Source organism: Paraburkholderia silviterrae, from assembly GCF_004353915.1.
Lineage (GTDB): Bacteria > Pseudomonadota > Gammaproteobacteria > Burkholderiales > Burkholderiaceae > Paraburkholderia > Paraburkholderia silviterrae.
The window spans coordinates 118620-142739 of record NZ_SMRP01000013.1; the positions used below are offsets into that span (position 1 = coordinate 118620).

The 24120-nt window shown below is 64.3% G+C and carries 23 protein-coding genes; 12 read left to right on the forward strand and 11 right to left on the reverse strand.

The features are described from left to right. Positions 1-176: 176 nt before the first annotated feature. The 5 genes from EYW47_RS23965 to EYW47_RS23985 form a co-directional block, all read right to left on the reverse strand. Entirely contained in the window at positions 177-1709 is a 1533-nt protein-coding gene (locus EYW47_RS23965) for an amino acid permease (protein WP_133197323.1), read from the reverse strand. Positions 1710-1883: 174 nt separating this feature from the next. Continuing rightward, complete coding sequence (locus EYW47_RS23970; RefSeq protein ID WP_133197324.1) at positions 1884-2348, reverse strand: Lrp/AsnC family transcriptional regulator; 465 nt, start codon at positions 2346-2348, stop codon at positions 1884-1886. A gap of 99 nt (positions 2349-2447) precedes the next feature. Continuing rightward, positions 2448-3206 carry a dimethylarginine dimethylaminohydrolase family protein gene (locus EYW47_RS23975; protein ID WP_133197325.1) on the reverse strand — a complete coding sequence of 253 codons (759 nt, stop codon included), beginning with the start codon at positions 3204-3206 and terminating at the stop codon, positions 2448-2450. Between the two features lie 234 nt (positions 3207-3440). Further along, positions 3441-4265 (reverse strand): sensor histidine kinase, encoded by an 825-nt coding sequence (locus EYW47_RS23980; RefSeq protein ID WP_133197326.1) that lies wholly within the window; start codon positions 4263-4265, stop codon positions 3441-3443. A gap of 18 nt (positions 4266-4283) precedes the next feature. Beyond that, positions 4284-4949, reverse strand: a complete 666-nt coding sequence (locus tag EYW47_RS23985) for a response regulator transcription factor (RefSeq protein ID WP_133197327.1) — start codon at positions 4947-4949, stop codon at positions 4284-4286. Positions 4950-5214: 265 nt separating this feature from the next. On the opposite strand from EYW47_RS23985, the gene EYW47_RS23990 reads away from it, so the two are divergent. Continuing rightward, a complete protein-coding gene (locus tag EYW47_RS23990; RefSeq protein ID WP_133197328.1) occupies positions 5215-6024 on the forward strand; it encodes an acetoacetate decarboxylase family protein in 810 nt (269 codons plus the stop codon). Positions 6025-6053: 29 nt separating this feature from the next. On the opposite strand, the gene EYW47_RS23995 is transcribed toward EYW47_RS23990, so the two are convergent. Continuing rightward, entirely contained in the window at positions 6054-6467 is a 414-nt protein-coding gene (locus EYW47_RS23995; protein ID WP_165976661.1) for a response regulator transcription factor, read from the reverse strand. Between the two features lie 157 nt (positions 6468-6624). Here EYW47_RS23995 and EYW47_RS41010 point away from each other — a divergent pair, with 157 nt between their 5' ends. The 5 genes from EYW47_RS41010 to EYW47_RS24015 are packed head-to-tail and all read left to right on the forward strand — an operon-like array spanning position 6625 to position 11759. Further along, positions 6625-6786 carry a hypothetical protein gene (locus EYW47_RS41010; RefSeq protein ID WP_165976662.1) on the forward strand — a complete coding sequence of 54 codons (162 nt, stop codon included), beginning with the start codon at positions 6625-6627 and terminating at the stop codon, positions 6784-6786. Beyond that, entirely contained in the window at positions 6783-7085 is a 303-nt protein-coding gene (locus tag EYW47_RS24000; RefSeq protein WP_133197330.1) for a YtcA family lipoprotein, read from the forward strand. Before EYW47_RS41010 ends, EYW47_RS24000 begins: the two co-directional genes overlap by 4 nt. Positions 7086-7107: 22 nt before the next feature. Next, complete coding sequence (gene mdtN, locus EYW47_RS24005; protein WP_133197331.1) at positions 7108-8163, forward strand: multidrug transporter subunit MdtN; 1056 nt, start codon at positions 7108-7110, stop codon at positions 8161-8163. A gap of 22 nt (positions 8164-8185) precedes the next feature. Continuing rightward, positions 8186-10273 carry an FUSC family protein gene (locus tag EYW47_RS24010; protein ID WP_133197332.1) on the forward strand — a complete coding sequence of 696 codons (2088 nt, stop codon included), beginning with the start codon at positions 8186-8188 and terminating at the stop codon, positions 10271-10273. After that, positions 10266-11759: an efflux transporter outer membrane subunit gene (locus EYW47_RS24015; RefSeq protein WP_240763887.1), complete on the forward strand. Its 1494-nt coding sequence runs from the start codon at positions 10266-10268 to the stop codon at positions 11757-11759. Before EYW47_RS24010 ends, EYW47_RS24015 begins: the two co-directional genes overlap by 8 nt. Positions 11760-11807: 48 nt before the next feature. Here the strand turns inward: EYW47_RS24015 and EYW47_RS24020 are convergent, their stop codons facing one another. Together EYW47_RS24020 and EYW47_RS24025 are read right to left on the reverse strand one after the other, a co-directional pair. Next, positions 11808-12209 (reverse strand): DUF3331 domain-containing protein, encoded by a 402-nt coding sequence (locus EYW47_RS24020; RefSeq protein ID WP_165976663.1) that lies wholly within the window; start codon positions 12207-12209, stop codon positions 11808-11810. A gap of 133 nt (positions 12210-12342) precedes the next feature. Next, the gene (locus tag EYW47_RS24025) at positions 12343-14529 is read right to left on the reverse strand and encodes a PAS domain-containing sensor histidine kinase (protein ID WP_133197334.1); all 2187 of its coding nucleotides are present in this window, start codon (positions 14527-14529) and stop codon (positions 12343-12345) included. 374 nt (positions 14530-14903) lie between these two features. On the opposite strand from EYW47_RS24025, the gene EYW47_RS24030 reads away from it, so the two are divergent. From EYW47_RS24030 to EYW47_RS24040, 3 genes are all read left to right on the forward strand, one after another. After that, entirely contained in the window at positions 14904-15542 is a 639-nt protein-coding gene (locus tag EYW47_RS24030) for a response regulator transcription factor (protein ID WP_133197335.1), read from the forward strand. 130 nt (positions 15543-15672) lie between these two features. After that, positions 15673-16458, forward strand: coding sequence for an SDR family oxidoreductase (locus EYW47_RS24035; protein ID WP_133197336.1), 786 nt, complete (start codon positions 15673-15675; stop codon positions 16456-16458). Between the two features lie 31 nt (positions 16459-16489). Then, positions 16490-18202 carry a thiamine pyrophosphate-dependent enzyme gene (locus EYW47_RS24040; protein ID WP_133197337.1) on the forward strand — a complete coding sequence of 571 codons (1713 nt, stop codon included), beginning with the start codon at positions 16490-16492 and terminating at the stop codon, positions 18200-18202. A gap of 65 nt (positions 18203-18267) precedes the next feature. On the opposite strand, the gene EYW47_RS24045 is transcribed toward EYW47_RS24040, so the two are convergent. The 3 genes from EYW47_RS24045 to EYW47_RS24055 all read right to left on the reverse strand — a co-directional run bounded on the left by EYW47_RS24045 (position 18268) and on the right by EYW47_RS24055 (position 19682). Beyond that, entirely contained in the window at positions 18268-18609 is a 342-nt protein-coding gene (locus EYW47_RS24045) for a DUF4148 domain-containing protein (protein WP_133197338.1), read from the reverse strand. Between the two features lie 143 nt (positions 18610-18752). After that, positions 18753-18977, reverse strand: coding sequence for a zf-HC2 domain-containing protein (locus tag EYW47_RS24050; RefSeq protein ID WP_133197339.1), 225 nt, complete (start codon positions 18975-18977; stop codon positions 18753-18755). A gap of 288 nt (positions 18978-19265) precedes the next feature. Then, a complete protein-coding gene (locus EYW47_RS24055; protein WP_133197340.1) occupies positions 19266-19682 on the reverse strand; it encodes a plastocyanin/azurin family copper-binding protein in 417 nt (138 codons plus the stop codon). Between the two features lie 510 nt (positions 19683-20192). Here EYW47_RS24055 and EYW47_RS24060 point away from each other — a divergent pair. The 3 genes from EYW47_RS24060 (at position 20193) to EYW47_RS24070 (ending at position 23871) form a co-directional block, all read left to right on the forward strand. Beyond that, positions 20193-21347 carry an NHL repeat-containing protein gene (locus EYW47_RS24060; protein ID WP_205710148.1) on the forward strand — a complete coding sequence of 385 codons (1155 nt, stop codon included), beginning with the start codon at positions 20193-20195 and terminating at the stop codon, positions 21345-21347. A 245-nt stretch (positions 21348-21592) separates the two neighbouring features. Beyond that, positions 21593-23191 (forward strand): ABC transporter substrate-binding protein, encoded by a 1599-nt coding sequence (locus EYW47_RS24065; RefSeq protein ID WP_205710142.1) that lies wholly within the window; start codon positions 21593-21595, stop codon positions 23189-23191. 47 nt (positions 23192-23238) lie between these two features. After that, complete coding sequence (locus tag EYW47_RS24070; RefSeq protein ID WP_240763888.1) at positions 23239-23871, forward strand: gamma-glutamylcyclotransferase family protein; 633 nt, start codon at positions 23239-23241, stop codon at positions 23869-23871. Positions 23872-24120: the final 249 nt, after the last annotated feature.

The window sequence follows — 24120 nt, forward strand, 5'->3', positions numbered from 1 at the left end:
CTGTAACGCACACCAAACACATCGTGCATTGCACAGAATGCCGCTGCACGTCAGGCAGAACTCATGTCCGCGCGGGCCTGGCGAGTACTGCAACAGTCCGGCGAGGCGGGGGGCGCCGGGTGAGGGCGCCGGGATGAAGGCGCCTAACGACGCCACCTAACGACGCCACCTACTGATCACTGCGCCTGCTCGCGCCGCGCCACCACTTCATCAACTGCCTCGACCGAGCGCGTCAACCACGGCCGGATCTCCATCTCCTCATACGGCACGAGCCGGCTCTTCCTCACACGCCGATAAGCCCACCAAATCGCCACAAACAGCGGAATCCAGACATAGATGGAAAGCACTTCCATCCAGTCAACGCGAGCCGCGAAAAACGCCTGATAATCCTGCCCAACCGAGATAACAATACACACAGCGATAGCAAAAAGCGGCCCAAACGGAAACCACTTCGCCCGATACGGCAACTGATCGAGCCGGAAGCCCTGCTTCAGAAAACCCTTCCGAAACCGGTAATGACAGACCGCAATCCCAAGCCACGCAATAAAGCCAGTGATACCCACCGTATTCAGCAGCCACAGATAGATACTCTGATTATTGACCAGCGAAGTGAGAAAGCACAGCCCACCCACAGCCATCGTCGCATACAGCGCATTGCGCGGCACGCCGCCCGGCGACAACGTCGCGAACATGGCGGGCGCGCGCCCTTCCGCCGCGAGGTTATACAGCATCCGCGTGGCCGCATAGGTACCCGAATTTCCAGCCGACAACACAGCCGTAAGGATCACGAAATTCATCGCGTCGGCAGCAAGCCTGAAGCCCGCGTGGCTGAACACCAGCGTGAATGGGCTCACGCCGATGTCGGTCACGTCGCTCTTGAGCAGGTTCGGGTCCGTGTACGGAACCAGCAACCCGATCACGAAGATCGCGAGCACATAAAACAACATGATCCGCCAGAAAATCTGCTTCACCGCGCGCGGGATCGTCTTGCGCGGATTCTCCGATTCGCCTGCCGTGATCCCAACCAGTTCAGTGCCGAGAAATGAGAATCCGGCGATCAGCGCGACGCTCATCATCGCGTGCACGCCGCCGACGAACGGCGCGTCGCCAGTCGTGAAATTGTGCCAGCCGACCGTGTGCCCGTGCCCAAGCACGCCGGCCCCGATCAGCAGCCCCGCCGCGATGAACGCAACCACCGTGACAACCTTGATCAGCGAGAACCAGTACTCGGATTCGCCGAAGCCGCGCACGGACAGCGTGTTCAGCAGGAAGATCAGCACAAGGAAGCCCGCGCCCCACCAGATGCCCGGCACGGCTGGGAACCAGTACCGCATCACGATCTGCGCGGCGACCAGCTCGATCGCGATCGTGACAGCCCAGCTGTACCAGTAGGTCCAGCCAAGCGCGACGCCGAAGCCTTCGTCGACGTACTTCTCGCCGTAGATCGCGAACGATCCCGACACCGGCATCAGCGCGGCCATCTCGCCCAGGCCGGTGACGACGAAATAGACCATCAACCCAATCGCGATATACGCGGCGATCGCGCCGCCTGGCCCCGCCTGCGCGATCGACGCGCCCGAGGCCACGAACAGCCCCGTGCCAATCGAGCCGCCAATCGCGATCATCGCGACGTGGCGGCCCTGCAGACGGCGCTTGAGCGTCGTCCCGGGCGATACGGCCGTCTCACCTGCCGCTTGTACAGCATCCATAGTGCTCACCTTATAAGAGTTCGGGCTCATCGATTGAATTTGATTCGGAATGCAGATCGATGAGCCGGTTGTTTGAGCCGGAACCGTTACTGCCGACTGGCCGCGCGTCCGATGGCGTCGTATCGAACGCATATCGAACGCGAATCGAATACGTTTCGAACGCACCTCGCCGCGTCAGACGACGCTGCGCTTGATCGCCTGCAGCTCGGCCGTCGTCACGATCTTCTCGATCCGGTAGCGTGTGCTTTCGAGCCAGTCGTTCGCGATCCGCCGGTACTCGTCGAGGTCTTCGCACGCGAGCCGCACGAGAAAATCGAACGTGCCGCTGACGAGCCAGCAATCAAGCACGGCCGGATTCGCGCGCATCTCCTCTTCGAACGGCGCCTGCGAACGTCCATGATCGGCCAGCACGATCTGCGCGATCACGACGATCGGCTTGGTCGCGCGCGGCGCCTTGATGACCGCCCGGTAGCCTTCGATGACCCCCAGCGCCTCGAGCCGTTCCACGCGGGCCTGGCACGGGCGCGGCGTGAGATTCACGAGTTCCGAAAGCTTGCGGTACGAGATGCGTCCGTCGTTGCGCAGGATGTCGAGGATCCGGAGGTCGATCTTGTCGAGCTGCATTTTCTTGTCGGTCATCCGCGTTCGCTCCGGTCGGGTCGTGGCTCGTGCGCGCAACGTCTCCCATTGCGCGCGGGACCCACATTATCCGGCCGAAGCGGGCAGTACGCCAGCCGGCTAGAAGCGCAGCGACAGGCAGGTCAGGCCGCCATCCATCTTGCGGAACTCGCTCGTATCGATCACGTGCAGCGGCAGGCCGAGCGTGGCGATTGCGTCGTGCACGCGCGGATAGCCGGCCGGCGTGATCAGCGCACCGTTCACGAGCAGCGTGTTGCCCGCGTATTCGTCGGCGGCCGAGACCGCGATTCGGCGATAGTCGGCGAACGCGGGATGCGCGCTCAACGCTTCGGTGACGAGCAGCGTGTCGTCGCCGAGTGCGTTGACGACCGACTTCAGGTGCAGGCCGGCGCCCACCGGCACCGCGACGACTGTATAGCCGTAGCGCGACACGAGCGACTCGAATGCAGCGATGCCGTCGGCGTCGGTGCGGCCGGTCAGGCCGATGTAGAAGCGCTTGCCCACCTGCATCACGTCGCCGCCGTCGAGGCGGCCGTCGCGCATCGGCAGCAAGTCGCGATGCGCGGCCAGCGCCGCTTCGATATGCTCGGTCTCGCCACGTCGTGCGGGCGCGCCGGGGCGCGTGATCACGGCGAATTCCGGCGTCACGACCGCGGTGTCCTCAACGAAATGCGAATCGGGGAAGGCGTTCAGCGGCGGCAGCTCGGTCAGCTCGACGCCGAGCTGGCGCAGCGTCGCGCAGTAGGTGTGGAACTGCGTGAGCGTCTTGTCGTAATCGGGCGTGCCGAGCGCGGCGGTGGTCAGGCCCGCGCCGCAGGACGGCGCGGGACGGCGAACGATCGCTTGCGTGAATTGCATCGACTCCTCCATGGGTATTTCCGTACCCGTGCGGCGCACGGGGCAGGTGTGTTGTGTCCAGACCATTATCGGAGGTCAAATTAAGCAATTCGTGTCGAATTCGGCTGCGCCTGCAGCCGATCGCGTCGAATTGCATGGGGCACGCAGCGGTTTCGGCAGGCGGCCAGAATGGCATTGCATTCACAGGGCTCGCGCAGTCGAACAGCACCGATCGTGGCACGGCCCGCGCAGTGTTCAGGCGGGCGGCAGCGTGATGAGAAAAGTCGCGCCGCAGTCGGGATTGTTGATGGCGTGAATCTCGCCGCCATGCGCTTCGACAACGGATCGGCAGATCGCAAGGCCCAGTCCCAGCGCACCGTCCCGGGTCGTATGGAACGGCTCGAAGATCTGCCCCAGGTCTTCGCATGCTATGCCGGGGCCATTGTCGGCCACCGAGACAGCCAGCGCGCCCGTTTCATCGGTCCGTGAGGCAATGACGATGCGGGCGGGCCGCTCCTTCATCGCGTCCATCGCTTGCAGTGCGTTGCGCGTGAGGTTCATGAAAACCTGCTGGAGCTTGCCGGCGTCCGCCAGCGTTTGTGGCAGCGCTGGCGACAGACGCAGTTCGAGCGTCGCGCCATGCTGAGCCATCTCTTGCGCGATGAGCGGCGCGATTGCTCGCACCACGTCGTTGATCGACGTGGGGATCAACTGTGGAGGGGGCCGTCGCAGGCGCTGGCGAACCCGATGCACCGTCTCGGCCGCGCGGCGGCCGTCGCTCGTCATCCGCTCGACGCAGTCCCGCATCTCGTGCTTTGGCGGATTGTCCTGGCGCATCCACCGCAGGCACGCCTGGCCATCGAGCACGATGGCCGAGAGCGGTTGGGCAATCTCATGGGCGATCGAGGCGGTCAGTTCTTCGAGCAGGGCGAGGCGCATGGCTTCGTCGAGCAATGCCTGGGTATCCTGAAGATGTGCCCGGCTCGTCTTCAGCTTGCGCAGGCGCTGCACGAGCAGCGCGAGAGCCAGCAACGAAGCCAGCAGCGCGGCGAGTGCGAGCAATTCGGCAAGCCTGGGCATGGGCGCACGGCGTTCGCACTAGCGAGCCAGGTCCGGCTGGAACCGGGCGAGTCCCAGCAGCCCGGCCTTCTGGACGAGGTCGGCTACCGAGCGCGATCCCATCTTGTGCATCACCTGGCCGCGATGCATCTTCACGGTGACTTCGCTCAGTGCCAGGTCCGCGGCGATCTGCTTGTTCAGCGAGCCGCGCAACACGTGCGACATCACCTCGCGCTCGCGCGGCGTGAGCGTCGCGTAGCGCTGCTGCAAGTCGGCGTGGGCGGCAAGCGAGCGCCTGCGCTCCGAATCGCGCTCGATGCCCAGCGCCACCGCATCGAGCACCTCCTGGTCGCGCAGCGGTTTGGTGAGGAAATCCACGGCGCCCGATTTCATCGCCTTGGCGCACATCCAGACGTCGCCGTGCGCCGTGATGAAAACGATGGGGATCGGGTTGTGCCTGAGCGCCTGCTGGTCCTGGAACACGAGCCCGCTATAGCCCTGCAGGCGCACGTCGAGGACGAGGCAACTGGGCACCTCCGGCCGCTCGAAGCGCAGGAATTCATCGCAGGAGCCGAATACTTCAGCCCGCACGCCAGTCGAGCGCAGCAGACTCGATAGCGCCTTGCGCTGCGATTCATCGTCGTCGATCACATAGGCGATGGGGCTGGCCGCAGCCGGCAGCGCATCGCTCGAGACGTTGGCCATGACTTCTCCTCTCGCCATGGAGGGGTGCGTATTGGCGAGGCTCGATTATCTCCGGCCCTTGGCGGCTCTGCAGAGTAGGTAAGTTTTACAACGTGATTGGCACGCCCGTCTGAACGATCGGATGAGGACCCCATACGAAGGTCGGGGCTTCTGGCATGTCTACGTACAGTAGTTCGGAGCCCGTGGCCGCGTTAACGTGAACTGGCCTCGGGCCATTACCGTCCGATGCCTTTGCAGTCGCAATGGTCACTCTGCGGAGATTCCCATGCTCAAAGGTTACATGGCACCGCTTTCCCCGCTCGGGAAGGCCTCCATCAATCCGCCGCCGCCCTGGCATTACTCGGGCGACGTCATCGGCGCCGAATTCTGGGCCGAGCCGGAGGCCACGGCGGCGACATTGCCGCCCGGCCTCGACCCCGACTCCTCGACGGCCGGGCACGGCGTGGTCCTGTTCATCGACTGGCAGTTCACGGCGCAGGACGACGAGTTCCTCGATCCCGCGCGCTACCAGTACCGCGAATGTCTGTTCCTCGTCGATGCCGTTCACAAGGGCACGCCGGTCATGTGGTGTCCGTACATCTACGTCGACAACGATGCGGCGCTCGCGCGCGGCTGGGCACAAGGCTTTCCGAAGAAGCTCGCATCGGTGTATCAGACCCGCACGTTTGCGGCGCCAAGCGCGGCGGCGGCGCCCGTGGCGTCCGGCTCGCGCTTTGGCGCGAGTCTCTCGGCCCACGGCGAACGGCTTGCCGAGGCGCGCATCACGCTGCGCCAGCCCGTAGCGGATCCGAAGTCGCTGCTCGCGCGTCCGACCGTCAATCGGCGCTATTTCGCGAGTCTCGCGGCGGGCTTGCACGACAAGCCCGCTGTCGACGAACTGGTGCTCTCGGTCACCGACAACCTGAGCGTGGCCGACGCGTGGGCCGGCGATGCCGAACTGCTGTTTCCCGAAGCGCGCGGAGAGGAGATCTGCGCGTTCGGTCCGGTGAAGGTGGGCGGCGGCTTCCGGTTTTCATTGGCGTATTCGGTCACCGACCTGAAGCTGCTGGAAGACCTCAAGCACGCGGGTAAATAGCATGCGCTACCGTTGCCGCCACGCCGGGCTCACAGCGCTTGCGCGGGCGGTAGCGCACGGTGTGCACGGCGCGCGCGCGGCTCGAGGGCGCTCACGATCGAGTCGAGCAGGCGCGCGTCGTCGAAGGGCTTGGCGAGGACCCGGCAGGTGCTCGCGAGCCTGGCATTCCTGATGTTTGGATCGTCGCAGGCGGCGCTCATCAGAATGACTGGAATGCGTGCGTCTTTCTCCCGAACTTGAAGGTAGAGCTCCATGCCGCTCATGCGCGGCATATGGACATCGGTAATCAGACATTCCGTGACTTCGAAGTAGAGCGAATGCAGGAAGTCCTCGGCGCACGAAAACGTATAAACCGCGTAGCCGTGCGAACGAATCAGGCTGGTGATCGCCTGCCGGATCGATGCGTCGTCGTCGACTACTGCAATGACAGGCAATCGGGTCATGGTGATGTCCGGCGTGCGGATTCGCGCAGATTGGCAGGTGGAGCGGGGTGGCTCGATCATCACAGTAGTTTCATGTGCTGATATATGACCTCATACCAACGTATGGTCGGTCCCTATGCCAGGGTCCAGACCGCATGAACGTGGCAAGGAATCGAACATGGACGCTGCTGTGTTGTCTCTCGTGCCATCGACGGCGCCCGCGCGCGCCGCTTCGTGCGCTCAGGACACCATAACACCGGATTTGCGCAACAGCTTCAGGCTCGAACGGAGCTGGCGCGACACCGTGCCGTTCGATGGCGTCGTGGCGGCGACGCCATGACCCCGCGCCGCGAAAACGGTGGGCGTGGCGGGGCCCATGCGCTCAGCGCGGCGCGATGGGGGCGCACGGCATGGGCCTGCATCCTGTTGCAGGGCTGCAGCCGCTCGCCCTCCACGAACGTGCTGGGCGCCTATTACCCCGACTGGCTGTTCTGCATCGTGGGCGCGGTCGTGGCGGCGGTCCTGATACGGATCCTGTTGCTGCGCGCGGGGCTGGAGGACTGGCTCGATCCGCCGGCGCTCGGCTATCCGTCGCTCGTCGCGCTGCTCGCGTTGGCGGGTTGGCTGCTGTTCTTCTGAGGTCTGACGAAAGCGGGAATACATGGAAGAAAGTACTCAGGGCCGCAAGAAGAAGCTGTTCACGGGACTTCTTTTGCTGGCGGCTATCGCAATGGGCGTGCTGGTGATCTGGCGCGTGGATTCCGAGCCGCGCACCGACGACGCCTATGTGTACGCGGACACGATCAACGTCGTGCCCGAAGTGTCGGGGCGGATCGTGAATCTCGCGGTGCGGGACAACCAGCGCGTGAAAAAAGGCGATCTGCTATTTCAGCTCGACCCGCGTCCCTTTCAGGATGCGCTCGACCGTGCCCGCTCGTCGCTCGAGCAACTGAACCAGCAGATCATGCTGACGCAGCGCTCGGTCAACGCGCAGGTATTCAACGCCTCGGCGGCGCGGGCGAGCGTCGAGCGCGCGCGGGCCGCCGCGCAGCAGGCGGCGGATACCCTGCATCGCATGGAGCCGCTCGTGCAAAAGGGCTACGTCTCGGCCGACGATCTGGACCGCGCGCGCACCTCGGCCCAAAGCACGGCGGCGGAGCTTGCCGCGGCCGAACTCCAGGCCCGCGAGGCAACGGCCGCAATCAGCGGCGTGGACGCACTGCAAGCCCAGCGTGCCGTGGTGCAGGCCGAGATCGCCACCGCGACGCTGAACCTCGAATACGCGACGGTGCGCTCGCCGTTCGACGGCGTGGTGGTCTCGCTGCGCACGACGCGCGGCCAGTACGCCTCCGCCTCGACGCCCGTGTTCACGCTGATCGACACGACCCACTGGTACGTCATCGCGAATCTGCGCGAGACCGAGCTGGCCGCCATCCGGCGCGGCACGCGGGCCACCGTCTATTTGATGAGCAATACCGCGAAGCACTTCGAGGGAGAAGTGGACTCCGTGGGCTTCGGCGTCGTGCCCGAAGACGGCGGAAGCGTCGCCCAGGGCTTGCCGCAGGTGCAGCGCAGCATCAACTGGGTCCACGTTTCGCAGCGCTTCCCGGTGAAGATTCTGGTCAAGGACCCGGACCCCAACCTCTTTCGCATCGGCACCTCGGCAGTGGCGACGTTTCACCCGGCCAGCCGCCCCGACCGGCGCAATGCGGGCTGATCGTGCATAGGCATCCTTAACGATGAAGCGCCTTCTGCCTTTCCTCCACGACGAGCTCGCGCCGTTCCCGGGCCGCATGAACGTTGCGCTGCGCGCCATCGCCGCTTCGGCGATCGTGATCGTCGTGACGATGACGCTCGAAGTCCCCTATCTCGCCGTGTCGCTGATCGTCGTGTTCTACGTGACGCAGGCCAATGTCGTCATTACGCGATTGGTTGCGCTCCTGTTTCTCGCGGGCGTCACGCTCGCGGTCGGCTGCACGGTGCTGGTGCTCAAGCTCACTTTCGACGTGCCGTTATTGCGCATCGCATTGGCCAGCGCGATCTTCTTTTGCTGCCTCTATGCGATGCGTATCTTTCAGTTTGGCATCGTGTTCTTCGTGGCGGCGCTCGTCACCATCTACGTGCAGACCTTTGTGGACGTCACCCAGGACGCGGAATCAATCGTGCGCGCGACGCTCTGGGTCTGGGCCGCGGTGTGCTACCCGATCGCCGTCACGCTCATCATCAATTCGCTGCTGCTGCCGGCGGAGCCGCGCGACCAGATGCGCCGCTTGATGGTGGCGAAGCTCGCGGTGGTTCAGGCGCGCCTCGACGCGTGGCTCGACGGTTCGACCGTTCGCGCGCCGTTGACGGCGCACGATGTGGAGTCCACCACCACCGCGCTGCAAAAGCTGCTGAGATTCTCGGGCATGCGCGGCAAGGCCGACGCGCTTGCGCAGTCGCGCGACCTCGCCACCGTGACCGCGGTGTCGAACCTCTATGTCGCCGCGTCGAACCTGCGCCCGCCTGCGGCCCTTGCTGCTCCCCTTGCCGCGCGCGGGAGGGCGCTGCGCGATGCATGCGCAGCGTTGGCTCGCGCGATAGAGCACGATGGACCGTTTGCGCTGGCGGCGGCCGCAGAGCCGCGGATGGATCCCAACGCCACTTCGATGCAGGCCGCCGAGCCGCCGTGGGCGCTCGTGTCGATGCATCGCGCACTGCTGGATCTGAGCGCCTGCATGACGGCGCAGACCGTGGACATGCACCCGCCGCCGCGCCAGCCTGTCCTCGCAAAAGATGCCTGGACCAATCCGGTCTATGGCGAGTTCGCGCTCAAGACCTTGCTCGCCGTGCTCGTCTGCTACCTCTTCTATAACTCGGCCGACTGGCAAGGCGTTCATACCGTGATGCTGACGTGCCTCGTCGTGGCCCAGCCGGGCCTGGGCGCATCGAGCCGGCGCTCAATGCTGCGGTTCTGGGGCGCGGTGGCCGGCAGTCTGCTCGCGCTCTTCGTCGTCGTCTTCGTGCTGCCGCAGATCGACAGCATCGCGGCGCTGCTCGTGGCCGTGCTGCCCGTCCTGTTCGCGGGCGCGTGGATTGCCGCGGGCTCCGAGCGCATCAGCTACGCGGGCGTGCAATTGATGTTCACGTTCTCGCTGGCGTTTCTCGAGCAATTCGCGCCCACGTTCGACCTGACCGAGATTCGCGACCGCATGGTCGGGATTTTTCTCGGCATTGCCGTCGCGACCTTCGTGCAGATCACCCTCTGGCCCGAGGGAGAGGCGGCGTTGCTCAGGCGCCGTCTCTCGGCCTGCCTCGCCTCGATCGCGAAGCTGCTCGCGCCCGGCGATGCCCCGAGCGAGACGTCCGCGGCGGCGCACGCGCGCATCGCGGCATGGGCCGCGCTCAGCGACTGCGAGGGCTTGCTGCTGCGCGTGGCGCTCGAGCCGACCTGGCGCGAAGGCGAGGAAGAGCGCGTGACGCTGCTGGCGAACTCGGTGCTGGCGGCCGCGCGCGAATTGCTGCTCGCTGCGGACGCGCTGCGCAGTGCGTCCGATGCTGCCGGCGCGGCGTTGCCGGCGCATCTGAGCGAGCGGCTGCACGATTTCTCGTCGCGCGCGGCGTCGGCCATTGCGGAGTATGCGCAGGGGCTCTCCGCGCCCGCGCCGTCGGCCAGTGCGCCGCGCCTGCCGGGCATGATCGAGGACCGCGCAGGTGAGGGCGAACGCGGGGTGGAACTGATGGCCGAAGCCGAGCGCGTCCGGCGTGCCGTGTCGAGCCTGCCCGACTGGGTGGGCGACGCCACCGCTTCCCCGTTGGCGCTGCAAGCCGGGGCGCATCATGACTAGGGCCATCTCGCACGTGGGTCGCAAACGTCGAAGCGCGCTTTCACGATCGCTTTCGCTCTATATGGCCGCCGCGTGCGCGGCGATGCTGAGCGCTTGTGCGTTGATCCACCATGACCCCGGCGCGGCGGCCCAGGTCGACGCCACACGCGTTCAGCTTCCCTCGGAACTGGTGTTGCCGGCGGGAACCTGGCCATCGGAAACATGGTGGCAGCAATACGACGATCCACAACTCACGGTCCTGATCGAGCGTGCGCTCTCGGCGTCGCCGACCATGGCCATCGCGCGCGAGCACGTTGCGCTTGCCCATGCGCAGGCAAGGCTCGCGTGGGCGGCAGCCGGTCCGCAGCTCAACGCTTCGGCCGCCATCGACCGCGAGCGCGTGTCCTCGAACGGCTACCTGAGCGCCTATGCGGGCAAGGACCCGGCGATAGGCGCGGACGGCCCGTGGTACACGACCGGCCTCGTGGGTTTCGACGGCGCATGGGACATCGACATCTGGGGCCTGCATCGCGCGCAGATCGCGGCGGCGGTGGGTGTCGAGAACGCGCAGAAGGCGGAGGAGGCGGACATCGCGCTCGAGCTGTCGACCGATGTCGCGCGCATCTACTATACGGTGCAGACCGCGTACGCCAGCATCGACCTGTTGAAACAGGAGCGCGACGCGCTTGCCGTCCAGCTCGATGCACACCGTCTGCGCTTCGAGCGGGGGCTCGAGCCTGAAACACTCGCCAGGCAGTCCGAAGCGCGCATGCTCTCGGTCAGTCAGCAGATCGCGCAGACGACCGACGAGGTGACGACCGCTCAGGAGTCGCTGCGCGCGCTGCTCGGCGCCGATTCCACCGGGCTCGCCGCGTTGGCGCCGAAGCCGCTGCCTGCGCTCGCAACGGGCGTGCCGCCTAGCCTCGGTTTTCAGCTGCTGGCCCGCCGCCCCGATTTGCAGGCGCTGCACTGGTATGCCGTGGCATCGCTCAGGCGCGTGGACGCCGCCAAAGCGGCGTTCTATCCGAACTTCGATATCAAGGCCTTCTTCGGCTTTAACGCATTGGACCTCTCCCAGCTGTTTCTGCATCGGAGCCAGCAGATCGACATCATCCCCGGTCTCTCTCTGCCGGTGTTCGACAGCGGCAGGCTGAACGCCTCGCTCAGCGGCGAGCGCGCCGCGAGCAATGCCGCTATCCTCCAGTACAACCAGGCCGTATTGAACGCGGTGCGCGACGTGGCGCAAACCGGGAGCGAGCTTCAGGACCTCAGCGAGCGGACCGGCATGCAGCAGCGCAAGCTCGACGATGTGCAGTTCGCGTTCGACAGCGCTTCCGCCCTCTACGGGCGCGGGCTGGCCGACAGGCTGCAGGTGGAACAAGCGCGCGACACGCAGATCGAGGAGCGGCTGGCCATGCTGCAACTGCGCAGCCAGAGTCTGCAGGCCTCGATCGCGCTCACGAAGACGCTGGGCGGCGGGTATCAAGCGGCGGACGATGCCCATTGAACGGGCTGGGCTGTCCGCGCAAATCGCGCTGTCACGTTTTGAGCCGCGTTAGACCGGCTCCGCGAGCGGAATCGCTTCCATCACGGAGGCCAGGATCATGGCCTCGAAGTTGCGCGGCGCTGGCTGGACGAAACGAGGGCGGTAGACGGCTTCCCCCCGGGCGATGGCTTGTCCGCTGAGCGCGCATATGCCGCTCTTGCGCGCCACGCAGCGCCGCCAGAGCTGCTCGCCATAGCAGCAGGCGGTAGGGTCGCTCCATGCGACGGTGGCGCCGCTCGGACCCTGGCGCTCGATCACCTTGACCGCGCAGCGCGGGTACGCGTCGGCGCCGTATTCCGTGCGCGCGGGACAGGGAAAGGGGCGGGTGCGCGGCGTCTTGACGACGCTGTCGAGGCCGAGCAGTGTCATCGTGTGACACCAGGTGCGGCCGGCCGGATCGGCGTTCTTCATGATACGCAGTCCATAGTTAATCGAATGGGCGTGCAAGAGCGGCGCGGATCCCGATTCGAATCGGCGCGCTGGCTCGCCTGCATCACAGCATAGTGAGCGGCAGCCGAGCCCGCTATTACATGAATCTGCAGTATCAGGTGGCATTCAGCGCCTGCTGGGCAACGGTGACGGGCGCCACGGGGAGCAACGCGCTGAAAGTGGCGCCGTACCCCGCATTGTTGGAGGCGAACAGGCGTCCTCCATGGGCTTCGACGATCGAGCGGGAGACGGCGAGCCCGATGCCCAGCCCTTTGGTCTTGGTCGTGAAGAACGGGTCGAAAATGCTGTCGCCGTCGGTAATGCCCGAGCCGTTGTCGACGACTTCGATCAGCACCGACATGGCATTGGCATGCCCGACCTTGACGGCGACGCGCGGCGTGCGCCCGCTGCCGCGCGCCGCCTCGATCCCGTTGGAGATCAGGTTGATCAGCACCTGCTGGATCTGGATGGGGTCGACAAAAACCGCAGGCAGATCGCCGGGCAAGTCGAAGCCGATTTCCGCGTCGCGCTTGTTCTCGTCCTCGCGCAACAGGCGCACCGCTTCGAGCACCATGTCCCGCACATTGCGCCGCTGCTTCGTGAGCGACTGGCGCTTGCTGAAGAGCGCGCGAATGCTTTGCATCGTCTCGTCGGTGGCGTGCGCGTCGCGCACGAGGTTCTCGAGCGACGCGCGGGCCTCGGTCAGGTTCGGTGGCTGCGCCGCGAGCCAGCGCCGGCACGCCTGGGCATTGGCGATCACCGCGGTGAGCGGCTGGTTGAGCTCATGGGCGATCGAGGCAGACAGCTCCGCCACCGTCGCGATCCTGGTCGCGCGGGCCAGCTTCGCCTGGGTCTGCCGCAGCCGGTCCTCCGTGTGCTTGAACTCGTCGATATCGAGGCTGAGCCCATACCATCGGACGATATTGCCATCGCAGTCGCGCATCGGTTCGGCGGCCTGCTGGTGCCAGCGATACGTACCGTCCTTGCGGCGCAGACGGGTGACATGGCTGTACGGCTCGCCAGTCTCGATCGAGTGCGTGAAGGCCCGCAACACGCTGTCCCAGTCGTCGGGATGAATCACGCTGCGGTAGCCGAGATCCACGAGATCGCGCGCCGTCACGCCGGCATAGTCCGCCGTTCTTCGATTGATGTAGTCGGGCTGTCCCTGCGGGTCGGTGCACCAGATCATGCCGGGGATCGTTTCCGCGATCTCGCGCAACTGGAGCTCGCGCTGCACGAGCGCTTCCTCAGCGAGCTTGCGCGCGTGGATGTCCCACGCGATGCCGACCCAGCGAACCAGCTCGCCGCGCTCGCCGTTCACGGCCTGGGCGCGGCACAGGAACCAGCGATAGACGCCATCCGCGCGGCGCAGACGGATCTCCACTTCCTCGGGGTTGCGGCCGTCCGCGAGGTCTTGCCAGTAGCGCGCGTCGGCCGCCACGTCGTCGGGGTGGATGACCGTGTGGAACGCTTCGCACGCCTGCGCGTCAACGAGGCCGGTATAGCTGCGCAGGCTCGGGCTCAGATACTCGAACACGCCATCGGGGAGCGCCGTCCACACGTGGCCGGGAATCAGGCCGCCCATGGCTTCGAGCGTCTGGTTGCGCAGGCGCAGTTGCGCTTCCTCCTGCTTTTGCCGGTCGATGTTCCAGTGCATGCCGTACACGCGGAACACCTTGCCGTGCCGGTCCCGCTGCGTATGCATCACAGCGGCGAACCACTCGTAGGTGCCGGCGGCCGACCGGTAGCGGCAACGGTACTCCTGGGGCTCTGCCGTTTCCTTTGCGCGGGCGAGCGCCCGGGCGGGAATCCAGGCGTCGTCGGGATGGACGAGGGTGAAGGGCGCGCGCAGCTCCTCGAGTGTGCGGCCCGTGTAGTCCAGAATGGATTGGCTGACGTATTCGAGCTTGCCGTCGATGGTCCGCGACCAGATATTGCGGCTCAGCTCGTCGATGGGCAGGCCGAACGGGTCGTCCTTGAGCGTGGCGGTCGATGCGCGCTGCTTCGGCCGCGGCGCAACGCATTCCGCGCACAGCCATGCCGCGGCCATGGCGACGACCGCGTGGACGAGCGGGCTGGCCCCCATGGCCGAGAGCGGTGCACCGGACGGCGCAAGCACGATGCCAAGCGAGGTGAACCCCGCGGCCAGCCGCCCGAAGCCGCGGCCGAGCCAGCGCGTGACGGGCACCACCAGAAGGACGCCGAGGCAGCCGGAGAGCGGCTCGAGCCAGCCCGCCGCAGCCGACACGCCCGCTACGGCGACGGCGAAGAGGGCAAGCCGCGATGAACGTGGATATCGCATGGTAAGGGTCTGTTCACATTGGAAACAGGCTTGCGAACGTGCAGTCCTGCTCCGCGTTGCGGCGCCTATGCAAGCGATGATACGAGCTTTTGACTGGCCGGAACCTCGCGCACGGATGTTGGCAATTTGTCAGGTCGAACGCGGCGCATGGGCCCGCGCCGTAGCGACCGGATGAAAAGCCTATAACGCCGAATTCGCCCGCGACACTACATATTCCTGTAACCCGCAACTCCGGCTCGGGGCGCGCGGCGCGTCTCTCGCATGACTATAATTTGCGGATCATCGCCTCTCGGGCGGTCCTTTCAATGAGCTTTCCCGCTTGGGGCGGCCGTGCGCATCATCAAGCCGGTCATGCTGGGCGACAGAGGAGTTCGATGGAATCCGCGGGTGAAGTGGTCTATGTCGTCGACGACGACGCGCGTGTGCGCGAAGCGCTGTCTGCCTTGCTGCGCGCCAACGGCAAGAGCGTGCATGCGTTCGGCTCGGGCGCCGAGTTTCTCGAGGCGCCGCGTCAAGATGCGGTCGCGTGTCTGATTCTGGACATGAGGATGCCGGGGCTGGGCGGGCTCGAGGTCCAGAAGCTGATGGCGAGCGATCTGCCTGTCCCGGTCGTCTTCATCACGGGGCGCGGCGACATTCCCTCGACCGTGCTGGCGATGAAAGGCGGCGCGCTGGACTTCCTCACCAAGCCCATCTGCGAGGACGAGTTGATGCGCGCCGTGGACACGGCGCTGGCGAAGGCGCATGTGCTGCGCCGCGAGGCCGCCGATCGCGCTGCGCTGCGCACACGCTACGACACGCTGACGCCGCGCGAGCAGGAGTTGCTGCCGCTGCTGGCGAGAGGACTGCTCAACAAGCAGGCCGCGGGGATACTCGGGATTACTGAGTATACGGTGCAGGTGCATCGCGGCCACATCATGAAGAAGATGCAGGCCGATTCGTTTGCGATGCTGGTCAAGCAGGCGAGCCGGCTTCATCTCGACGTGTCCACGGAAGAATCCAGCGACGCGTGACGCGCCCACCCGGCGTCTTGTCCACTCTTCTCTACACATACAGGACCGCTCCATACCATCGTATAGGGTGCGCGGGGCGAGACTGTGGCCTACATTCGTTCCGTGCAGTGCACCTGGACGGAGGGAATTCATGGATCTGGGCTTGGAGAACAGGACTGCGCTCGTTCAGGGCGGCGGTGGTGGACTCGGTCGCGCGATTGCCGTGACCCTCGCGCGTGAAGGGGCCAATGTCGCCATCGCGGACATCAACGAAGACGCCTTGCAGCAGACGGCGAAGGCCGTCGAGGCCGTGGGCGGGAAATCCTTGTCCTTGCAGTGGGACCTTGCCGACCTGTCGCTGATCGAGCCTCATGTGGCCGCGATCGAAGCGGCGTTCGGCGGCGTCGACATTCTCGTCAACAACACGGGCGGACCGCCGCCCACGACGGTAGCGGGACAGTCGGCCGAAGTGTGGCAGAAGTACTTCGGATCGATGGTGCTCCCGGTGATCGCGATTGGCGACCGGATCCTGCCGGGCATGCGCAAACGCAAATGGGGGCGCGTGATCACCAGCACCTCCTCGGGCGTGATCGAGCCGATTCCCAATCTGGGCATGTCGAACACGCTGCGGCTCTCGCTCGTGGGTTGGTCAAAGACGCTTGCGCGCGAAGTGGCGGCCGACGGCATCACGGCGAACATTGTCGTGCCCGGCCGCATTCTGACCGAGCGCATCCGGTTTCTCGACGAGGCGAAGGCGAAACGCGAGGGCCGCACGCTCGAGTCCGTGGAGGCAGAAGCGGCGGTGTCGATTCCGGCGGGCCGGCTCGGCGATCCGCAGGAATACGCCGACGTCGTGACGTTCCTCGCCAGCGCGCGGGCGTCCTATGTCACGGGCTGCATCGTACGCGTGGACGGGGGCGTGATCGCCAGCATCTAGATTGAATGGACTCCTTACCATGGAGGTGGATATGGGCATGAAGGTTGCCGAGGTTATCGTCGAGGTTCTCGAGCAAGCGGGCGTCAAGCGCTGCTACGGCATCGTCGGCGATACGCTCAACCTGTTCGCGAAGAATCTGGAGAGCAGTTCCATCAAATGGGTCAGCGTGCGCCACGAAGAGGCCGGCGCGTTCGCTGCGGGCGCGGAGGCCGGGCTCACGCACAACCTGACCGCATGCGCCGGCAGTTGCGGCCCGGGAAGCCTGCATTTCATCAACGGCCTGTATGAGGCCAACCGCAATCGCGTGCCTGTCGTCCTGATTGCCAGCCAGGTGACGATGGGCGAGATGGGCTTCGAATTCATTCAGGAGGTGGACTTCAAGTCGGTATTCCAGGGCTGCTCGGTCTTCTGTGAAATGATCCTCACGCCCGACCAGGCGAGGAAGAAGACGGTGATGGCGTGTCAGGCCGCGCTCTCGAAGCAGGGTGTGGCGGTGCTGATCGTGCCGGTGGACATCTCTCACGGCGAGGTGAGCGAAGACTACCCTTATCGCGTCCACTACAGCCGGCCCGAGGTCCGGCCCGGCGATGCGCAAATGGAAGAGATTGCGCGCACCCTCAACGCGGGCAAGAAGATCGCCATCTATGCGGGCTCAGGCTGCGAGCACGCGCGCGACGAGATCGTCGCCGTCGCCGGGCGGCTCAAGGCGCCGGTCGCGCACACGTCGCGCGCCAAGTGTTTTCTCGAGCCGGACAATCCGTACAACATCGGCATGACGGGTATTCTCGGCAACGAAGCGGGCTACAACGCCGTGCTCGAATGCGACACGCTCCTGCTGCTGGGCGCCGATTTTGCATGGCGCCAGTTCTATCCCGACGATGCGAAGATCGTTCAGATCGACATCGATCCTACCCACCTGGGGCGGCGCCATCACATCACGATTGGCGCCGTGGGCGACGTTCGCACCACGCTGCAGGCTTTGCTGCCGCATCTCGAGGAGAAAAGCGACGCCGCGTTTCAGCAGAAGTACCTGCAACGCTATGCCGAAACGATGGCCGCGGAGCGCGAGAATCTCAAGCCCGGACACAACGACAGCATTCCCGGCTCATACCTCACTTCGCTGATCAACCAATATGCGGCCGACGACGCACTGTTCTGCGGGGATGACGGCACCCCGGTGGTCTGGGCGCTGCGTCTGCTCGAAGCGAACGGCAAGCGCCAGATTTTCGGCAGCCTTCTGCACGGCACCATGGCGACCGCGCTGCCGAGCGCGATTGGCATACAAAAGGCCGCGCCCGGCCGCCAGGTCATCGCCATGTGCGGCGACGGGGGCATTTCCATGCTGTTCGGCGAGCTGCTCACGACAATCCAGGAGGACGTGCCGATCAAGATTGTCGTGTTCGACAACGGCAAGCTCGGCTTCGTGGAAATCGAGCAAAAGTCCGAAGGCATGCTCGATACGTTCACGCGGCTGAAGAACCCGGACTTCGGCAAGGTGGCAGAGGCAATCGGCCTTTGGGGAAAGACCGTCAGGAATGCATCCGAATTGCCGGCGCTCGTGCAAGAGTGGTTGGCGCAGCCGGGCCCGGCTTTGCTCAATGTCGCCGTCAATCCGCTGGAGCTGGTCAAGCCGCCATTCTTTGAAGTGAAACCGGTGGTGGGCATGGCGCTTTACTCGGTTCGAGCCGTGCTCAACGGGCGCGGCGCGGATGTGCTCGAGATGGTGCGGGAGAATTTTCTTTGAGGCTTGGCTGTTCAGTTATGGGGCCCGCATTGCCGCGGAGCTCGCGAAGCTCCGCGGCGGGTGGCTCACGAGCCGAAGAAAATATTGCAGTAGCTGACAGGTCCGACGCAAGTTGACGGATCGGCGGGAGCCGTCTTTTTCATGGCGTGGCCGGCGTCGCTCGTGCCTGCCGTTGCGGCACCCATGCCACTGTCACTGTTCTCCTGTTTTTGCCGGTCGACTTGCTGTTGAAAGACCGGTGCTACGTCGGGGTACGATGCGTCGCTCACGAAATTCAGGCCATTGCGTTGGGCATCGATCAACTCCTGACGCACCTCCGCCCGGGTCTTTTCTTGAGCCTGTGCGCTGAGCGCAACGGGAACTGCAGCGAGGAAAAGCAGGGAAACAATCACGGTTCGCTTGTTCACTTTGGACTCCGATTTAAGTGATGGAACTGAGCGGACCGAAACGCTGCAGTCGTCGTCGGGCGTGCTCGCACACGTAATACCGGCAACGGGCTCAGCTTATTCCCAAAATTTTCGCGACGCTTTGGGTGATGTTTTGAACCCTTTTACAGGCTCGCCTGTGCGGCTAGATCAGCGAACAGCGCACGCAGGGCAGACCGCTGCGCGCAATAGTGTGCGACGGCGTTCGCCGCACACCGGTCGACGGCCAGGCGGTTTGCCAGCTGCTGGCGCTCCGCTCCCGGCAACTCGCCGTCGACGAATGCCGATAGCGCGCGCAGCACCGGCTCACTGAAGCCGGCCCCGGCTGTGGGATCGAAATCGTCGCGCATCGGGTTCACTCACTGCGTTCAATGCCGACGGGCAAGCCGGCCGCTGCCCACGCTTCGCGCTAGCCCGGCCCTACCACGAAGACGAGCAGGCGCACTTCACGCTGTTCAAGGTGGGCAATGCGTCTGCTCGAACGTCATCCCGGCCTCCTGAGGGACTGCGGACATAGACAGAACGTTCAGCATGCGCTCTTTATTCCGCGATGCCCAAAGGCCAGACTGCCCCAGCAAGGGGGATCGTTCGGCCACCCCCCGCGATCGATTGTGCAAGGGCCGGACCCATTTGCCGATTCAAGGCGTCACGGCGAGCGTCGTGTGCATTCCCGCTGCGTAATGGCCAGGCTTGTTGCAGATGAGCACATAGTGACCGGGCGCGAGGCTGAATGACATGTGCTTGCTCTTGCCCGGCGCGATATCTTCAACTTCCCCCACTTTCCTGAGCTGGTGCTCGGGCACCTGGCCCTTGTTGACGGGCAACGCGTTATCGGCGAGGTCGGTTTTGAGGACGACGAGCTCGTGCTCCATGTTGTTGTCCGCGGAATTTTTTACGTCGATCGTGACACGGCCTGTCTTCACCTTATGCTTGTCGAGCTGGATAGCGGTCGATAACAAGGTGGCCCTGACGGTTTGCTGCGCCCAGCTCGCAGGCGATGTCATGCCGAGAGCGGCTGCACCGATCAGGACTGCGATTCCGTAAGCGAGACGCATGGCGATCTCCTTTGCATCAAGACGTTGTGCCCGTCGGGCGCCTCGCGATTGCCGTGCGCCGGTTCGTTGAGCACGCGAACGCCCCTGCCTGAGCAATGGCATGAACGCGTCCTGCGGCGGGCTGTACGGGCAGTAAACGTGCGCCGCGAGCGGCATATTCCGGAATGAACGGGCCGAACATGGACTGAGCCCGGCACATACTGGAGTTGCCTGGCAGAGAGTGCGCGGTCCCACCTCAATTCATTGCTCGTGATGGTCGTAAGCGAACATGACGATGCCTTCCCATGCGTGCGCAACGACTCTCCGGTAGAGCATGACCGGATCACCGCGCTTTACGCGGCACTATCGCGATCTCGTGAATGCAATCTCACGCTGCCACCGAAAGTCTCCCGGAATAAGTGCATTGCCCGCTCGTTTACACAAAACGCGGGTCGCGCGAAGCATGGCAGACTCTCCGGCTGCGCGATTCGTCCCGGCGGTCCGGACCGTCCGTGCGAAAAGAGGTGGCAAATGAAAGCTTCTCGTTCTTTATCTGCATTCAGTTCATACATGGGCTTCGATAGGTTCGCGAAAGCGCCGCGCGCAATTCGCTTTGTGCGTCGTGCGGTGTGTGGAGCCGGTCTTCTCGCTCTATCGTTGGGGACTGTCCGGGCCGATGCCCAGCAGACGATCCTGCCGACACAGTCCATGACCGACTCGACCGTACCGGCCAACGGCGATCTCAATCCGTACGGTATCGCGTTCGTCCCGGCTGGCGTGCCGTCGTGGAGCACGCTTAAGCCCGGCGACGTGGTGGTGTCGAATTTCAATGCGAAGTCGAATTTGCAGGGCACGGGTACGACGATCGTCAAGCTCGTGCCTGGCGGCACACCCGTGACGTTCTTCGGTGGCAGCCATCTCGGTCTCACGACGGCGCTCGCCGTGCTGAGAAACGGCTTTGTGCTGGTGGGCAATGTGCCGACCACGAACGGCAAAAACGTTATCGCGCCAGGGTCGCTGCTTGTCCTCAACCCGCAGGGCGGGTTGGTCAAGGAGCTGAAAGATCAGCGCCTGCTGGATGGCCCATGGGATCTCGCGGTGATCGACGCGGGGCAATTCGTCAAGGTCTTCGTTTCGGATGTGCTCGATGGAAGGGTCGCCAGGATCGATATGGCGTTTGGGCCGAGCGGCGTCACGGTGCTGCCGAGCTCGACCATCATCGCATCGGGTTACCTGCACCGCACCGATCCGGCCGCCCTGGTGGTCGGGCCAACGGGGCTTGCGTACGACCCGTTGCGCGACGTGCTTTACGTCGCCTCGACAGGTGACAACGCGATATTCGCCATTTACGGCGCGGCCGGTTCGAACCACGACAGCGGTGTTGGCAGGATGATCTACCAGGACAACACTCACCTTCACGGGCCGCTCGCGCTGGCGCTCGCACCCAACGGCGATCTCGTCACGGCAAATGGCGACGCGGTCAACGCCGACCCGAACCAGCCGAGCGAGATAGTCGAGTTCACGGTGTACGGGCAATTCGTTGCGCAATTGTCGGTTGATTCCGTCTCGGGATCCGCGTTTGGTCTCGCATTCGGATTCGACAGCAACCAGCATTTGCAGTTTGCGGCAGTGGATGACAACACGAATACCGCTACGGTCTGGACGTTGCGCAAGAGCGGTCAATAAGCCAGCACCTTACTATTGCGGTCTGGGCGAAGCGCACCAGGTCGCCATGCCAGCGGCCGGTTCACTTCCGAACCGGCCGGGCGCCCGGCAAGCCGCTGCGCCCGGGCCGCATGATCCCTGCTGCGCGCCGGCGGATTTTGACTAAGCTATGGTTGGTGAATGCAGTGAGTGAGTCCCGTTTTTAATTAAAAATGTATGGGAGAGTGCGCATGTCATCCTTCCGCAGGCTATGTCCTGGTCGCCTCATGTCGCTTGTGTTTGCTTTCGGGATCGCAGGAACGATCTGGAGCGCGTCTTCGTTCGCTGCCGTATTGCCGGACAAGACGCTCGTGTTTTGTTCGGAAGGCAGCCCGGCGGGCTTCGACTCGGCCCAGTACACGACCGGCCTCGAATTCTCGGCTGCGTCGTACACCGTCTACAACCGCCTGGTCGAATTCGAACACGGCGGCACAAAAGTCGAGCCGGGTCTTGCGCAGTCGTGGGAGATTTCACCGGACGGCCTGACCTATACGTTTCACCTGCGCCATGGCGTCAAGTTCCACACGACGTCGTTCTTCAAGCCCACGCGCGACTTCAATGCCGACGACGTCATGCTGACCTTCGAGCGCATGTTCGACCCGAACAATGCGTTTCGCAATGCGTACCCTGTCCAGTTTCCGTATTTCAAGGACATGGGGCTCGACAAGAGCATCGCGAAGATCGAAGCGCTCGATCCCTACACCGTGCGCTTTACGATGAAGACGGTGAACGCGCCATTTCTCTCGGAACTGGCAATGCCGTTCGCGTCCATCCTCTCGGCTGAATATGTCGATCAGTTGACGAAAGCCGGCAAGGCGTCCGATATCAATCTCTACCCGGTTGGCACGGGTCCTTTCATCTTTGTCAGCTATACGAAGGACGCGACGATTCGCTTCGACGGCAACCCCGACTATTGGAAGCCGGGTGTTGTGCGGGTGAGCAAGCTGATCTTTTCGATCACGCCGGACGCCGCCGTGCGCGAGCAGAAGCTAAAGAAGGACGAATGCCAGGTCATGACCTACCCGCGTCCACAAGCCATTGCGTCACTAGAGAGCGATCCCGAGATAAAGGTGCTTCACCAGGTCGGCTTCAATCTCGGTTTGCTGGGGTACAACACGACGCACAAGCCGCTCGACAAGGTCGAGGTTAGACAGGCGCTCGACATGGCGATCAACAAGAAGGCCATTATCGCCTCCGTTTATGAGGGTGCAGGGCAGTTGGCGACAAACCCGTTACCGCCCACTCAGTGGTCCTATAACAAAGGGCTCAAGGATGCACCTTACGATCCGGGCAAGGCGAAGGATATGCTCGCAAAGGCGGGCTTTCCGAACGGCTTTGATATCACCCTGTGGGCGATGCCTGTGCAACGCCCTTACAACCCGAACGCGCGACTGATGGCGGAGATGATCCAGGCCGATTGGGAAAAGATCGGCGTGCACGCCAAAATCGTCACCTATGAGTGGGGCGAATACATCAAGCGTGCGCATGCGGGCGAGCACGACGCGATACTGATCGGCTGGACCGGAGACAATGGCGATCCAGACAACTGGCTTGGCGTGCTGCTCGGCTGTGCGTCGGTGAACGGCAGCAACTTTTCCAAGTGGTGCTATCAGCCGTTCGAGGATCTGATCCAGAAAGCCCGTGCGACAACCGACGTGTCGGCCCGCACCGAAGACTATATGCAGGCGCAGGATATCTTCAAGCAGCAAGTGCCATTTACGCCTATCGCGCATTCGACCGTTTATCAGCCGATGCGCAAGAACGTCACGGGCTTCAAGATCGATCCGTTTGGTCCGACCCAGTTCTGGAATGTTGGATTCAAATGACACGTGGGCAACATAAAAGGGTAAGCGCGCAGCTTCGAGGATTCGTTGTGGCACTGGCGCTCGCTGGCCCGGCGGCGCACGCGCAGACCGCCGACTTCTGGGGAGCGCGTCTTCCCGATCAGCCAACGCAGTTCATTTTCGGCTACGGCTCGCTCATCAACACGCGCTCGCGTGACGCCACGGCGGGCAAGCCGGTTGCGGCGATTCCGGTGCGCGTTTCGGCGGCATTCGGCTATGTGCGCAGTTGGAACGAGCGCGCGCCCTCGGGGTTCACGGCACTCGGCCTGCGGCGTCCGTTCAGGGGCGAGGCGCCGATGACGATCAACGGCGTGATCTATCCCGTTGCCGGCAACGACATGTCCGCGTTCGACGAGCGCGAGAAGGGATACGTGCGCGTCGAGGTGCCGCGCGCGCTCATCGAGGCCGTGTCATGGCAATCGCTGCCGGCTCAGGGGACTGTCTGGGTCTACGTGCCCAAGGCCGAAGGCAAAGCGCCCGGAGAAGGGCTGGCGGGGCCGGACGCGGAGTTTCCGCTCGTCGAGTCGTATATCGGTGGTGATCGAAGGCGGGCTCGAGTACGGGCCGCAATTCGCGCGCGAGATCATCGAGACGACCCGCGACTGGAGCCCCTACTGGCTCAACGACCGCACGCTCGCGCGCCGGCCATGGGTGCACGATAAGCAGTCCGAGACGGTCGACGCGCTGCTCGCGACATCGGCGCCGTGCTTCGCGCAGCGGGCCTTCTCCGAGGACTATGCCGCAGAGAGCGCCGCGATCGCCAAACGCAAAGGCGACGTGTGCCTTCGGGAGGCGCACGCTCGCTAAGGCGCGCGCGGAACGCTCGATGTCGGGCTGGTCTTCGTTGCTAAACTAAAAGGACACACTTCGGCCATCGTTCTTGAACCAGCGTCGAGACTCGCCGGGCAGCA